Source organism: Sphingomonas sp. BT-65 (assembly GCF_026107375.2).
GTDB lineage: Bacteria > Pseudomonadota > Alphaproteobacteria > Sphingomonadales > Sphingomonadaceae > Sphingomonas.
In genome coordinates, this window is sequence record NZ_JAPCIA010000003.1 from 215043 (window position 1) to 230264 (window position 15222).

10 protein-coding genes are annotated in these 15222 nt (G+C 65.9%); 5 read left to right on the top strand and 5 right to left on the bottom strand.

All coding sequences use genetic code 11. The annotated features are described in order from the left end of the window. Positions 1–3 precede the first annotated feature (3 nt). The 4 genes from OK349_RS19130 to OK349_RS19145 all read left to right on the top strand — a co-directional run bounded on the left by OK349_RS19130 (position 4) and on the right by OK349_RS19145 (position 7194). On the top strand, positions 4–1434 hold the full coding sequence (locus tag OK349_RS19130; protein ID WP_265119515.1) for a glycoside hydrolase family 125 protein: 1431 nt from the start codon (positions 4–6) through the stop codon (positions 1432–1434). 11 nt (positions 1435–1445) lie between these two features. Further along, on the top strand, positions 1446–3773 hold the full coding sequence (locus tag OK349_RS19135; protein WP_265119516.1) for a GH92 family glycosyl hydrolase: 2328 nt from the start codon (positions 1446–1448) through the stop codon (positions 3771–3773). A 102-nt stretch (positions 3774–3875) separates the two neighbouring features. Then, positions 3876–4784 (top strand): ROK family protein, encoded by a 909-nt coding sequence (locus OK349_RS19140; RefSeq protein WP_265119517.1) that lies wholly within the window; start codon positions 3876–3878, stop codon positions 4782–4784. Between the two features lie 76 nt (positions 4785–4860). Beyond that, positions 4861–7194, top strand: coding sequence for a GH92 family glycosyl hydrolase (locus OK349_RS19145; protein WP_372340590.1), 2334 nt, complete (start codon positions 4861–4863; stop codon positions 7192–7194). Positions 7195–7327: 133 nt separating this feature from the next. Here OK349_RS19145 and OK349_RS19150 read toward each other — a convergent pair whose 3' ends face one another. The 5 genes from OK349_RS19150 to OK349_RS19170 form a co-directional block, all read right to left on the bottom strand. Further along, positions 7328–10054: a TonB-dependent receptor gene (locus OK349_RS19150; RefSeq protein ID WP_265119519.1), complete on the bottom strand. Its 2727-nt coding sequence runs from the start codon at positions 10052–10054 to the stop codon at positions 7328–7330. A gap of 171 nt (positions 10055–10225) precedes the next feature. Further along, entirely contained in the window at positions 10226–11182 is a 957-nt protein-coding gene (locus OK349_RS19155) for a formylglycine-generating enzyme family protein (RefSeq protein ID WP_372340587.1), read from the bottom strand. A gap of 24 nt (positions 11183–11206) precedes the next feature. Further along, positions 11207–11836 carry a 2-dehydro-3-deoxy-6-phosphogalactonate aldolase gene (locus tag OK349_RS19160; protein WP_265119579.1) on the bottom strand — a complete coding sequence of 210 codons (630 nt, stop codon included), beginning with the start codon at positions 11834–11836 and terminating at the stop codon, positions 11207–11209. Continuing rightward, positions 11833–12711, bottom strand: a complete 879-nt coding sequence (locus OK349_RS19165) for a 2-dehydro-3-deoxygalactonokinase (protein WP_265119520.1) — start codon at positions 12709–12711, stop codon at positions 11833–11835. The genes OK349_RS19160 and OK349_RS19165 overlap by 4 nt, the downstream gene beginning before the upstream one ends. Then, complete coding sequence (locus OK349_RS19170; RefSeq protein ID WP_265119521.1) at positions 12702–14336, bottom strand: sodium/sugar symporter; 1635 nt, start codon at positions 14334–14336, stop codon at positions 12702–12704. The genes OK349_RS19165 and OK349_RS19170 overlap by 10 nt, the downstream gene beginning before the upstream one ends. A 139-nt stretch (positions 14337–14475) precedes the next feature. On the opposite strand from OK349_RS19170, the gene OK349_RS19175 reads away from it, so the two are divergent. After that, the gene (locus OK349_RS19175) at positions 14476–15222 is read left to right on the top strand and encodes a FadR/GntR family transcriptional regulator (RefSeq protein ID WP_265119522.1); all 747 of its coding nucleotides are present in this window, start codon (positions 14476–14478) and stop codon (positions 15220–15222) included.

A 15222-nucleotide genomic window follows, 5' to 3' on the forward strand; every position in this document is an offset into this window, starting at 1 on the left:
GAGATGCGCATGAATCGCCGCGAGATCATGGCCAGCGCCGGCGCGCTCACGCTGGCCGCTGCCTTGCCTGCCGCCGCGCGTGCCGCCTTCGCCAGCAAGCGGCCCGCACCCGCGCAGCGCGCCTTCACCAGCCCGGCGATCGAGGCGGAGATTACGCGGGTCAAGGCGAAGATCGCAGATCCCGAGCTCGCCTGGCTGTTCGAGAATTGCTACCCGAACACGCTCGACACGACGGTGCAGACCGGGACGCTCAATGGCCGCCCCGACACCTTCGTCATCACCGGCGACATCGAGGCGATGTGGCTGCGCGACAGCTCGGCGCAGGTGCAGCCCTATATCCATCTCGTCGCCAAGGACGCGAAGCTCAAGCGGCTGTTCCAGGGGCTGATCCAGCGGCAGGCGCGCTACATCCTGATCGACCCGTACGCCAATGCGTTCGACAAGGATCCGACCGCGCCGTCGAAGCTCGAATGGTCGAAGACCGACAAGACCGAGATGAAGCCCGGTGTCGCCGAGCGGAAATGGGAGATCGACTCGCTCTGCTATCCGATGCGGCTCAGCCACGAATATTGGACGCGCACGCGCGACAAGGCGCCGTTCGACGAGACTTGGTCGCGCGCGATGAAGCTCGCGGTCGACACCTTCCGCGTCCAGCAGCGTAAGGACGGGCCGGGGCCCTATCGTTTCCAGCGACCGGCACTCCAGCCCACCGACAGCGTGATGCTGAGCGGCTATGGTTCGCCGACGAAGAAGATCGGGCTGATCCACTCAATGTTCCGTCCGTCGGACGATGCGTGCCTCTATCCCTTCCTGATCCCGTCGAACCTGTTCGCGGTGTCGGTGCTGCGCAAGATCGCGGTCGTCCACCGTGAGGCGCGCGGCGACACGGCGGCGGCGAGCGATGCCGAGGCGTTGGCGAATGAGGTCGAGGCCGCGCTCAAGGCGCATGCGCTGGTTCCCGACGGCAAGGGCGGCCAAGTCTGGGCCTATGAGATCGACGGCTTCGGCAATTGGGTGTTCATGGACGACGCCAATGTGCCGAGCCTGTCGGGCCTGCCGCTGATCGATGTGGTCGACCGCAACGATCCGCTCTTCCGCCGTACCGAGGCGCTCGCCTGGTCGGAGCGCAACCCCTATTTCTTCAAGGGCAGGGCAGCCGAGGGGATCGGCGGTCCGCATATCGGCCTCGACATGATCTGGCCGATGTCGATCATTACGCGAGCAATGAATGCCGACGATGATGCGACGATCCTCCAGTGCCTGCGCTGGCTGAAGACGACGCATGGCGGCACCGGCTTCATGCATGAGAGCTTCCACAAGGACGATCCGGCCAACTTCACGCGCAGTTGGTTTGCCTGGGCCAATGCGCTGTTCGGCCAGTTGATCGTCGAGATTGCCGACAAGCGCCCGGCATTGCTGGCGCGGCCGCTGTGAAGAGGGATTCGATGATCAGGACCGGCCGCCGCCAGCTTCTCGCGACCACCGGCCTGCTCGCGCTCTCCGGTACGTTTCCGGCCAGCTCTGCGCGATCGGCGGGCAGGACTGTGGCCGCCCGGCCCAACCTCTTCATCGGCACCGGGGGGCACGGTCATACCTTCCCCGGCGCGTCGCTGCCGTTCGGGATGGCGCAGCTCAGCCCCGACACGAACACCCATGGCTGGGATGCCTGCTCGGGCTATCACCAGAAGGATGGCTCGATCATGGGGTTCAGCCATACGCATTTGTCGGGCACCGGCATCGGCGACATGCTCGACATATTGGTGGTGCCGACCCGGCGCGAGCTGAAGCTTCAGCCCGGAACGATCGAGAAGCCGGAGGAGGGCTATCGCCAGCGTTACTCGGACGAGCATGCCGAGCCCGGCTATTACCGTGTGAAGCTCGAGACCGGGGTGCTTGCCGAGCTGACCGTCACCGAACGCTGCGGGCTGCACCGCTACCGCTTCGGGGAGGGGCCGGGGCATATCCTGATCGATTTCGCGCACGCGATCGAGGATGACTGGGACAAGGGCATCGTCGTCGAGAATGCGTCACTCGATCTGGGTGGCGACGGCACGCTGACCGGCAGCCGCCAGGTCAACCGCTGGGCCAAAGGGCGGCATATCCATTTCGCGATGCAGCTGTCGCGGCGGCCCGACCGCGTGCAATTCTTCGGCGACGACGGCAAGCCCGCGCCTGATGGCGCGACATCGATCAAGGGCAACCGGCTGAAGGCCGCGTTCTTCTTCGATGACGCCGGTGGCGATCCCATTCTCATCAAGACCGGACTCTCGGCGGTCGATGTCCAGGGCGCGCGCGACGCGCTGGCGCAGGAGGCGAAGGGCTGGGACTTCGACGCCGTAGTCAAGGCCGCGCGCGGCACATGGGCAAAGGCGCTCGGCGGCATCCGCGTGTCGGGCGGAACCGAGGCGCAGCGCGTGATCATGGCGAGCGCGCTCTATCATGCGCAACTCGCGCCGACGCTCTTCACCGATCGCGACGGCCGCTATGTCGGGCTGGACCGGCAGGTGCACCATGCCGCGAAGGGCGAGGAGGCGTTCAGCACCTATTCGCTGTGGGACACTTACCGTGCCCTCCACCCGCTGCTGACGCTGATCGATCCCGACCGCGCGGCGCTGCTGACGCGCGACCTCTGCCGCCAGACCGCGCAAAGCCCCGCCGGCCCGCTGGTCTGGCCGCTGCAGGGCGTCGAGACCGCATGCATGATCGGCTGGCACGCCGTTTCGGTGCTGGCCGAGGCGCACGCCAAGGGGATCAAGGCCGATTATGCCGCCGCCTGGCCCAATATCCGCCGCCGCGCTTTCGACCGCGATTTCAAGGATATCGACAGCACGCTTGGCCGCGGCTTCTACTACGACCTCGGCTACATCCCGTGCGACGAAGTGTGGGAGTCGGTCAGCCGGACGCAGGAATATGCCTATGACGACTGGGCGATGGCGCACCTCGCCGACGCGGTCGGCGCGAAGGACGATGCCGCAGCCTTGCGCAAGCGTGCGCAGAACTATCGCGGCGTCATCGATCCCGAAACGCGCTTCGCCCGCCCGCGCTTCAAGGACGGCAGTTGGTGGAAGGACTATGATCCGATCCAGATCGGCCACAACGTCAAGAAATGGCGCGACTATACCGAGGCGAATGGCTGGCAGGCGACCTTCCTCAACCAGCACGACATCTATGGCCTGATCGAGCATTTCGGCGGCGATGCGGCGTTCGAGAAACAGCTCGACGCGTTGTTCAATGCCCCGTCGACGCTGCCCGCCAATGCGCCGCCCGACATTTCGGGGCTGGTCGGGCAATATGCGCATGGCAACGAGCCCAACCACCACGTCGCCTATCTGTACGCCTATTGCGGCGCACCGGCGAAGACGCAGGCGATGGTCCGGCGCCTGCTCACCGAGATGTACAAGAACGAACCCGACGGCGTGATCGGCAATGACGATTGCGGCCAGATGAGCGCGTGGTTCATCCTCTCGGCGCTCGGCTTCTACCCGGTCGATCCGGTGAGCGCCGTCTATGTCTTGGGATCGCCGCTGTTCGATTTGGCCGAGGTGACGGTGGGGAAGGGCAGGACCCTCACCATCCGCGCCGAAGGCAATGGCCCCGACCGGCCCTATGTCCAGTCGGTGCGCTGGAACGGCAAGCCATGGAGCCGCAACTGGATTGCCCATGCCGACCTGATCCGCGGCGGCGAGCTCGTCTTCGAGATGGGGTCCAACCCGTCGCCGTTCGGCACCGCAAAGGCCGATCGGCCGCCCTCGTTCGGCATAACGCCCCGCTAGAGCCGTCAACAGTGTCAGAAAAGATTGGATGCCCCTCGTGAATCGTCGCGTACCAACGCCGCCTTGCCGATCCCGTCTCCGTTCCTCGCGGGGACGGTCCTGATGGCTGACTATCGTGGCGCGCCGCGCCTGTTCGCCGGCGTCGAACTCGGCGGCACCAAATGTGTTTGTATCCTTGCGACGGGCCCGGACGATATCCGCGACCGGGAAGTCATCCCCACGACCACACCGTGGGAAACACTGCCGGCGATCCAGCGGGTGCTCGAAGACTGGACCAGGGCGCATGGGTTCCGCGGTCTCGGCATCGCATCCTTCGGCCCGATCACGGTCGATCCCCGCGCAGCCGACTATGGCCGGGTCGGCGCGACGAACAAATCCGACTGGGAGGGCGCCGATCTGCTCGGCCCGCTGAAATCGGCATTCCCGGTGCCGACCGGTTTCGACACCGACGTCAACGGCGCGGCGCTTGCCGAAATTCGCTGGGGCAGCGGCCGCGGCCTCGACGATTTCGCTTATGTCACCGTAGGCACCGGCGTCGGTGTCGGGCTGATCGTCCATGGCAGACCGACCCGCGGCTTCAGCCATAGCGAGATCGGCCATATCCTGGTGCCACGCCTGGCGGGCGACGGCACGCCGAGTGTCTGCCGGTTCCATGAGGATTGCGTCGAGGGGCTGGCGTCAGGCACGGCGCTCAACGCGCGACTCAATGGCCGGCCCCTGGCGGACGTCGCGACCGACGATCCCGTCTGGGAGCCGATCGTGCACACGCTGGCGTCGATGGTTCACGCGCTCGCCTGCACCACCGGGCCGATGCGCGTCGCGATGGGCGGTGGCGTGCTTGCGGGCCAGCCGCAACTGCTGCCGCGCATCAACGCCAAGCTCGAGGCCAGTCTTGCCGGCTATATGCGGGTTCCCGGCGACGGCGCCTATGTCATCGCGCCGGAACTCGGGACGATGGCGGGGCCGCTTGGTGCAATCGCGCTGGCGATGGATTGCGTCGACGCTGCTTGAAAGGGACATGCCGCTGATGCCGAAGCCCTTCCCATCGCCGTTGGACAGCGTCGGCACCGGACGGCACAAGGATGCGATGAAACGCCTGACCGCCGCTGCGCTGCTCGCGCTCCTGCCGGTTCAGTCGCTTGCCCAGTCATCGGCACCGGACCCGTTGCGCTTCGTCGATCCGATGATCGGGACCGGTCCGGAAGGTCATACCTTCCCCGGCGCCACGGCGCCGTTCGGCATGGTGCAGCTATCGCCCGACACCGATGCGACCTGCCAGATCCGCGAATGCTACGACCATGCCGCAGGCTACAGCTATCACGACCCGACGATCCAGGGGTTCAGCCACACGCATTTCTCGGGCGCCGGCCATTCGGACCTCGGCGACATCCTCGTCATGCCGCAGGTGGGTGAGGTGAAGCTCGATCCGGGCGATCCCAAGCAGCCCGGTTCGGGGTATCGCCAGCGCTTCGATCACGCGACCGAAAAGGCGAGCCCCGGCTATTATGCCGTCACGCTGGCGGACAGCGGCGTCCGCGCCGAGCTCACCGCGGGCACGCGCGTCGGTGTTCATCGCTACACCTTCCCTGCGGGCAAGGAGGCGCATCTGCTGCTCGACCTCCGCTCGTCGCTCTACGACTATCCGGGCAAGATCCTGTGGTCGGGGTTGCACCTGCGCCCCGACGGCACGCTCACCGGCTTTCGCGAGACGCGCGGCTGGGCACCGGGGCGCAAGCTCTTCTTCGCGATGCGCTTCTCGGCGCCGCTCAAGAGCCATGCCTTTCTCGATCGCGATGACAAGGTCGCCTATAAGGGTTTCCAGGCGCCCGGCCGCGGCAGCGATGCGCTCGCCGAAAAGCTCGGCAAGGCGCTCGAGGCGCGGCTCGATTTCGGTGCGTTGGGCGGCCCGCTCGAAGTTCGTCTCGCGCTGTCGGGCGTCGACGAGGCGGGGGCGATCGCCAATCTCGATGCCGAAAGCGCTGACTTCGACAGCGTTCGCGCGCGTACCGAGGGTGAATGGCGCAAGGCGCTCGGCGCGCTCGAAATCGAGGCGCCCGCCCCGATGCGCAGGAACCTCTACACCGCGCTCTACCACAGCCTGCTCGCGCCGAGCGTATGGAGCGATGTCGACGGGCGCTATCGCGGGCCCGACGATCAGGTGCACACCGCGAAGGACTTCACCTTCCGCTCGACCTTTTCGCTATGGGATACGTTCCGTGCGCAGCACCCGTTGCTGACGCTCGTTCAGCCGGACAAGACCAACACCGATATCGTCAAATCGCTTCTTGCGAGCCGCAGGCACAGCCCGCATGGCATCCTGCCCGTGTGGCAATTCCACGGCCGCGAGACCTGGACGATGATCGGCTATCATGCGGTTCCGGTGATCGCGGATGCTTATCTCAAGGGCGTGGGCGATTTCGATGCCGAAGAGGCGTTGGAGGCAATGGTCGCGAGCGCCGAATATGCCCCCTATGGTGGGCTCGGCGACTATATGAAGCTCGGCTATGTCGCGATCGACCGCGAGCCCGAAGCGGCGTCGAAAACCGTCGAATACGCCTATGACGACTGGACCATCGCGCGGATGGCCGAGAAGATGGGGCGCAAGGACGTCGCCGCCCGCTTCTACAAGCGCGCCGGTTACTGGCGGAACAGCTTCGACGCCAAGACCGGCTGGCTGCGTGCGCGCAAGGCGGACGGCAGCTTCCGCACGCCGTTCGACCCCACCGCGATCAACTATGGCTCGGACTATACCGAGGGCAATGCCTGGCAATATAGCTGGTTCGTGCCGCAGGATCAGGCTGCGCTCTTCCGCATCCTCGGCGGCGATGCGAAGGCGATCGCCAAGCTCGACGCGATGTTCGACTATGACATCTCGAAACTCGATTACAGCCATGCCGAGGATATCGCCGGGCTCATTGGCCAATATATCCACGGCAACGAGCCGAGCCATCACGTCGCCTATCTCTACGTTTATGCCGGCGCGCCGTGGCGCACACAGGAGCGGCTGAAGCAGATCGTCGACAGCCAGTACAAGCCGACCCCCGATGGCCTTTCGGGCAATGACGATCTGGGGCAGATGTCGGCGTGGCTCGTCTTCACCGGGCTTGGCTTCTACCCGGTCGCGCCGGGATCGAACCAATATGTGATCGGCCGGCCGTTCGTCGATCGCGCGGTGCTCAAGCTGCCCGGCGGAAAGCGCTTCACGATCGAGACGGCGGGCCTTTCCGATGCCAACCCCTATGTCGGCAAGGTCGAGCTGAACGGCAGGCCGCTGGCCCGTAGTTGGATATCGGACGCCGAGATCCGCAGCGGCGGCACGCTGCGCTTTACCATGCAGGCAAAACCTGACGCCGCTTGGGGCAAGGCGCCGGTCGCGCGCCCCTATTCACGCTCGGCAGCGACACCGCACCTCACACCTTAGCCGTTCTTGCGCGTCTCGAAATCGAAACGACGGCCGCGCATCGGCCATTCGAATCCGTCGGGCCCGCGATCATGCGATGATCGCGGGCCCGGAATGACGGGGAAGCGGAGTCAGCCCGCTCCCGAACCTCGTGTCAGAAGCGGAAACGCACGCCGAGGCGGTAGATGGTCTCGAGGAAGCGTGTCTGCCAGGGATAGATCTGACCTTCGGCATTGAACTGGCGATGATTGGTCGCCGCCGAGCCGAGCAGGTTGTTGACGCTGAACGAGAGCGTGATGTTCTCGGTCGGATCGATCGTCCCGTTGAGATCGATCGTGCCGCGGCCGTCTTCGACCACTGGCAGCGTCGGACCCAGCACGTTGGTGCCGAGCGCCGGATCGGCCACGCGGTTATACTCGACCACGAACTCCGACCGGTAGTTGTACGAGAGGCGGGTGGAAAACCAGCGGCTGTCGTAGAAGATCGATGCGTTGGCGATGTGGCTCGATACGCCGGCAATCCGTTGCTTGCCCGGCAAGGTCGCCGCCAGCGCCTCGGGCAGTTCGGACTCGTGATCGATATAGGTGTAGTTCGCCAGCACGCCGAAGTTGCGCGCCCAGCCCGGAATCCCCGGGAAGTGCAGGAAGGTACGGAAGGCGGCTTCGAAACCCTGCAGGCGCCCTGCGCCGCCATTGAACGGGCGGGTCACGCGCAGGCGGCCGAATTCGGCATCCTCGACATCCTGGGTGAAGTCGGAGATGAAGCCCGTGACGTCGCGGTTGAACGCACCGAAGGTCAGCGATCCGCTACGCGAGAAATACCATTCGAGCGACGCGTCGTAATTCTGCGACCGGATCGGTTCGAGATCGGCATTGCCGCCCGAGGATACCCGCACGCACTCGGGATCGTTCGGATCGGTGCTGCAGGTCGTCGAGGGTGCGCCGATCGTCAGCGATGGATTGAGATCGCCGAAGCCGGGACGCGTACGCGTCTCGGTATAGGCCAGGCGCAGCTGCAGCTTTGGCGTCAGGTGCAGGCGGGCGCTGAAATTGGGCAGGACATCGGTATAGCTGTTGGTTTGCGTCACAGGGGTCACGGTGGTGACGCCGCCGGTTGTTACCCGATTGAAGCCATTGATCTGGTTCTCGGTCCGCACCGCGCGGACGCCGACAAGACCGTCGATCAGCATGCCGCCCAAGTCGATGGCGTAGCGGCCCTGGAGATAGCCGGCATAGGCTTTCTCGTTCCCGAAATAGACCCGCTGCGAAGGCGTGCGTTCGCCAGGGTTGGCGAAGCCGACCAAGGTGCGCAGCGCCACGACATTGTCCGTGAGGCTGTCGACCGTCGGCGTCAGGAAGACGCGAGTCAGCGGCACGGTGTCACCGCGGAAGCCGGGCGCAACGCTAGAATATTGGAGCGGAAGCAGCGTGTAGAGCTGACCGGCCGGTGCGTTACCGCTGACCGAGTAGTTTTCGAAGTCGAAATCGCGGGTGTTGAACCGGACACCTGTCTGCAGGTTCGTGAGGCCGCGCTGACCGAAGCGATAGTCGAGATCGAGCCGGGCCTGGACGTCGCGGCCATGGCTGCGATCGCCATTCTCGCCGAGCCCGGTCATGCGGTAGCGCGCCGGATCGTTGAGGTTGATGTCCGACACGACGACCGAGCCGCCGCCCGGCCCCTCGTCGGTGACGAAATCATAGACGCGCGTGGGCTGGGGGGCCGTGGTGCTGTAGTTGAACACCAGCGTGTCGCGCGTGAAGGTCGAATCCGTGAGCGCGATATCGCCGGTGATGCGCAGCCCGTCGCGCTTCCAGATGAAGCCGCCGCCGCCCTGATAGGTGTCGGTCTTGCCCTCGACGACATTCTGACCGCCGGTCACGAAGCCGCCCGCGCGGGCGGTGGCCGTGTCGATCTGGTTGGTCCCCGGAATCAGCGTGATGTCCGTCAGCGTCGACGCCTGCCCGGAATTGACCTGGAAGTTGCGGCCGTTACCCGTGCTGCGATATCCCTGGAACAGAAAATCGGCATAAAGCTCGAGTTCGGTGCTCGGGCGCCATTGCAGCGCGGTTGCGACCGAGGGCCGGAACCGGTCCGCCGAATTGTAGTTGACGTTGACGAACGACGGGTAGCGGAGCGCCGTCCCGACATAGCCTGGAACATCGGTGCGGCGGAGGATCGATTGGGCGACGTTGCGCGCGGAATCGATGAACTTGATGTCGGTGTAGGAGCCCTCGATGAGGAAGCCGATGTCGCCAATGCCAGTGTCCCAGCGCTTGCTGACCAGCAGATTGGCGTCGACGCCCAGCTTTTGCGACTGGCGCCAGTGCACGCCGCTGACGCCGCCGGCGATGCGATCGCCCTTGAAGTCGAGCGGCTTGCGCGCGCGGACGTCAATCAGGCCGGCGATGCCGGGCTCGAGCAGGTTGGCGCTGCCCGACTTGTAGACGTCCAGCCGGGCGATGCTGCTCGACGGGAAATCCTGGAGCGCGACGGCGCGGCCCTGGCCGGTGAAGAGCTGACGACCGTTATAGGTGGTTGTGATGTCGGGAAGCCCGCGAACGCGCGTTCCCGCCGCGGTGCCGTTCGCGAATTCCACTTGCACGCCGGTGATGCGGGCGAGCGATTCAGTCGCCGTCACGTCGGGCAGCTTGCCGATGTCCTCCGCGACGATCGAGTCGACGATCTGATCGGAATCCTGCTTGATTGCTTGCGAGGTTTCCAGGCTGCGCTGGATGGCCGTGACGACGATCTCCTCCTGGACGGCGGGATCTTCTGGCGCACTCTCGACGGTTACGGGCGCGTCCTGCGCCAAGGCGACCGACGGCATCGCAATCAGTCCCAGCGCGGGCGTCGTGCACGCCAGGATCGCTCGATTTCGCATTATGATTTTCCTCCCCCATTTATCGCTTGAGAGATATATAAGAATTATCAGATGAATCAAGCGATGGCGGAGAGAGGGCGGTCCCGGGAGGGGACGCGCGCGATGCGTGGACGACGCATCACAGCTGCGGCGCGATCCTGTTGTTGCTCGTTGTGCGCGCCTTCGGACGCGTCACCCGCCCCGGACGATGCAGCGGAAGCCGATATGACTCGTCGCGGTGTCGACCGGCTGCGGGTGCCGCGCCGCCGGTCGATAGCGCTGGCAATAATTGACCGCGCAAAGATGTGACCCACCCTTGAGCACCTTGCGTCCGATCGGCACTTCGAGCGCTGCCGGGTCGAGGCTTTCGCGCAGCGTCGCGCCGCGCGGGTTGGCGGCGACGCAGCAGCTGCCCTTGGGCTTGGCCGGCGTGCCGGTGCCATACCAGTCGCGAGTCCATTCCCACACATTGCCGATCATGTCGGACAGCCCGTAGCCATTGGGCGGGAAGGCGCCGACCGCGGTGGTGCGATAATTGCCGTCCGCCTTGGTCGAGGCGAAGGGAAACAGGCCGTGCCAATGGTTGGCGAGGATCGCGCCGCCCGGCGCCAGCTCGTCCCCCCAGGCATATTCGCTGCCCTCCAGCCCGCCGCGCGCGGCAAATTCCCACTCCGCCTCGGTCGGCAGCGCCTTGCCGGCCCATTTCGCATAGGCCTCCGCGTCCTCGAACGCGACATGGACCACGGGGTGGTCCATCAGACCGTCGATCGTGCTGTCCGGTCCGGTCGGGTGCCGCCAGTCGGCACCGGGCACGAACGCCCACCAATTGGTGTGATCGTCGAGCGGGACGGGCATGGTGGGCTTGGTGAAGACCGATGATCCGGCCATGGCGAGCGCCGGATCGAGCCCGGGGTACAGCCGCGGATCCGGCGCGATCTCGGCCAGCGTGCGATAGCCGGTGGCGGCGATGAACGCCGCAAACTGCGCGTTGGTCACCGGCGTCGCGTCGATGCGGAACGGGTCGACCTTGACCCGGCGCAGCGGGCGTTCCTCGGGATAGAATTGCTCCGATCCCATGGTGAAGGTGCCGCCGGGAATCTGCACCATAGCCCCGGGCGACATGTCGGATGCTGCAAGCGCTGTATTCATGCGGCCGGGTCTAGCAGAGTCACGCTAGACTTGCAGGGCGCTGACGAACGCCATGGCGCGTTCGGCGACCTGCTCCGCGCTGAAGCCCGGCTTGTAGAGCGCGGAACCCAACCCGAAGCCCGCGGCGCCGGCATCGCGCCAGGGCTGCATGTTGTCGGGCGCGATCCCGCCGACGGGCAGCACGCGGACCGCCGGCGGCAGCACCGCGCGCATCGCCTTGAGCACGACAGGCGACGCGGCCTCGGCGGGGAAGAGCTTGAGCGCGGTCGCGCCGGCGTCGAGTGCGGCGAACGCCTCGGTCGGCGTGGCGATCCCGGGTAGCGAGACGAGGCCGCGCGCGGCGCTGGCGGCGATGACGCGGGAGTTGGCGTTGGGCGAGATGATCAGCGTGCCGTCCATGTCCGCCACGGCGGCGACATCGGCTTCGCGCAGCACGGTTCCCGCGCCGACCATCGCGCGATCGCGCAGCCGTTTCGTCAGCCGTCCGATGCTCTCCAGCGGATTCGGCGAGTTCAGCGGCACCTCGATCAGCGTGAAGCCGGCATCGACCAGTGCATCGCCGATCGCCTCGACCTCGTCCGGCTTCACGCCGCGCAGGATCGCGATCAGCGGGCATTTTGCGAAGGCGGCGTCGAAGGCGGCGAGGTGGCTCATGAACATGCGTTCCCGATTGCGAGGATGCCGGCGACGAAGGCGGCGTGACTGTCGATCAGGCGCGCGGCGCGGCCGTTCGTCTCGATCGCGGCGATGTAGAGGTTGCCGAGTTCCGGACCCGACAGGATGAAGATTTCGGCGTGGAGCGACTCCGCGAGCCGTGCGGCGACGTCGCTGCCGATCAGCAGGCCGCTGGCGAAGGCGGCGGCGTCGGCATCGTCGCGTGTGCCGAGCATCTTGGCGGCGCGGATGCCGAATAGCGATGCGGCGAGGTCACGGCGCTTGCCCTCTTCGACGCCGTCACGGAACGCAGCGTTGGCGGTCACCTCGCCATGAAGCTGCGCGGCGAGCAGGCCGTGACCGCGCAGCAAGGCAAAGAGTTCGCCGGTCATCGCGGTGGTGAATCCGGCGACGCGGCCGCCCTGCATCTCGGCCCATTTGCAATGCGTGCCGGGCTGGGCGAGCAGCGCGTCGGGCGGGACCAGCCCGGCGGCGACCGCGCCGAGCAGCTGCACTTCCTCGCCGCGCATCACATCGGGACGGCCGTTCGCCAGGGTGGAGACACCGGGAACGATCGCGGTGCGTTCGTCGATGCGCAGCAGATTCGCTGCCAGCTCGGCGATCCCGGCGGGGGCCGGGACGTAGGGCGCCGTCTGCCAGCCGATATTCGATCCGACCATTCCGGCGAGCAGCATCGGCAGATCGCCGAACCGCTCGCGGATCGCCACCGCCTCGCCGGCGAAGTCGGAGACGGCGGTGACGCCGCGGTCGTCGCGCTCGGTGCGCACGACCACGCCGTTCTCGAGCCTGTACACTCGGCGGTTGGTGGTACCCCAGTCGACCGCGAGGAAGGGCTGGCCTTGCCTCACCACCATGTCGCGTAGAGCGCGATCAGGATCAGGATGACGATCACGCCGGCGACGTTGAAGCCGGTGGTCGTGCCGAACGACACGCCTTGCATCGTGATGCGGTTGCTGTCGGCGCGCGCCGGGCGGGCGAGCGAGACGACCACCGCGAGGGCGAGGCTGATGAAGAACACGATCAGCATGCGGTTCATGAACGGCACGGCGTTGAGCGCGGCGATGCCGCCCTGGTCGGCAGGGAACCAGAACAGGAAGCTCAGCAGCACCGATGCGACCGCGCCGGTCAGCGCGCCCGCCTCGGTCGCGCGCGGCCAGAACAGGCCGAGCAGGAAGATGACGGTGATGCCTGGGGTCACGAAGCCCGAGAATTCCTGGATATACTGGAATGCCTGGTCGAGGCTGCCGAGCAGCGGGCGCGCGGTGAAGATCGCGAGCAGGGTCGCGACGACGGCGGTGATGCGGCCGACCAGCACCAGCTGCTTTTCATGCGCCGTGGTGAGATCGGCGTTGCCGCCGGCGTCTTGCGCGCGGCTCTGCACGCCCATCGCCTTGGCGTAGAGATCGAGCGTGAAGATCGTTGCGATCGAATTGATCTTCGATGCGGTCGAGGCGATGATCGCCGCGACCAGCGCCGCGAAGACAAGGCCGAGCAGGCCGACCGGCAACAGCCCCATCATCGTCGGATAGGCCTGGTCGGGCTTGGCGAGATCGGGCGCCAGGATCACCGCGGCGATGCCCGGCAGCACGATGATCACCGGCATCAGCAGCTTGAGGAAGGCGGCGAACACCACGCCCTTCTGCGCCTCGGACAGGCTCTTCGCGGCGAGCGCGCGCTGGATGATGTACTGGTTGAAGCCCCAATAGCTGAGATTGGCGATCCACATGCCGCCGATCAGCACCGACAGGCCCGGCAGGTCCTTGTAGAAGGGATTGTCGGGCGAGAGGATCATGTCGAACTTCTCGGGCAATTCGGTGGTGAGGCGCGAGAAGCCGCCGATCACGCCCGCATCGCCGCCGATCTTGCTCAGCGTCAGGTAGGAGATGACGAGTCCGCCGAGCACCAGCAGGGTTACCTGGACGATGTCGGTCAGCGCGACTGCCTTGAGCCCGCCACGCAGCTGATAGATCAGCGCGAAAGCGCCGAGCCCGAACAGCGCGACGTCCTGGTTGATGCCGGCGACTTGAGTCACCGCGATCGAGCCGAGCCACAGGATCGAGGTCAGGTTGACGAAGATGTAGAGCGCCAGCCAGAACACCGCCATCACGGTGCGGATGGTCGGCCCGAACCGCTGCTCCAGGAACTGCGGCATCGTGTAGATTTCGTTCTTGAGGAAGATCGGCAGGAAATATTTGCCGACAATCAGCAGCGTGAGCGCCGCCATCCATTCATAAGAGGCAATGGCGAGGCCGATCGCATAGCCCGAGCCCGACATGCCGACGATCTGCTCGGCCGAGATGTTCGCGGCGATGAGCGACGCGCCGATCGCCCACCAGGGAAGCGATTTCGACGCGAGGAAGTAGTCGGAGGTGTCCTTGGCGTGCCCGGCCTTCTCGCGGCTGACCCATTGCGCCAGGCCGAAAATGCCGATGGCGTAGACGATCACCACGATCAGATCGATTTGCGATAGACTCGTCACGCGATATCCCCTCCTTGCGCAGCCAGTTGCTGCGGCATCGTGGTACATTTATCTGATTAATTGGGCTTGTCTAGCGCCTCGTTCGGCGTAAACATATCCATCGTCCAATCGCGGACGACGACGGGGAAGGCGGGTTCTTTTGGCTACGGAGCTATCATCGCTGACGCGTGGCGAGGAGCGGCCCGAACTCGGCCGCAACCTGACCTATGGTCTGCTCGACAATCTCGGCCGCGCGATCGTCACCGGGCGGTTCGAGCAGGAGGCGTTCCCGACCGAGGCGGAACTGGCCAAGCAGCATGGCGTCAGCCGTTCGGTCACGCGCGAGGCGGTCAAGATGCTCACCGCCAAGGGCCTGCTCAGCGCGCGTCCGCGCCAGGGCACGGTGGTGCAGCCGACCACGTCATGGAATCTCTTCGACACCGACGTGCTGCGCTGGCTGCTCGAACGGCAATTCTCGGTCGAGCTGCTGAAGCAGTTCAACCAGTTGCGCGTCGCGATCGAGCCCGAGGCGGCGGCGCTTGCCGCGCGGTTCGCGGACGAGAACGACGTGCAACGAATCAGCGAGGGCCTGGAACGCATGAAGGCGGCCGAGCGTGGGCTCGACGATACGCTCGAGGCCGATATCGCCTTTCACGTCGCGATCCTGCGCGGATCGGGCAATCCGTTCTATGCGCAGTTCCGCGATGTCGTGACCACCGCGCTGCGCACGTCGATCCGCTTCACCAACCGGATCAAGGGCCGCACCGCAAGCGTGACGGACCACGCCGCGGTGCGCGACGCGATCGTAGCGCGTGATCCGGACAGGGCGCGGATCGCGATGCGCGATCTGATCGGCGACGTGCTCGAACTGATCGACAAGGCCGAGGGCAAGGCGCTGCCGGGCTGA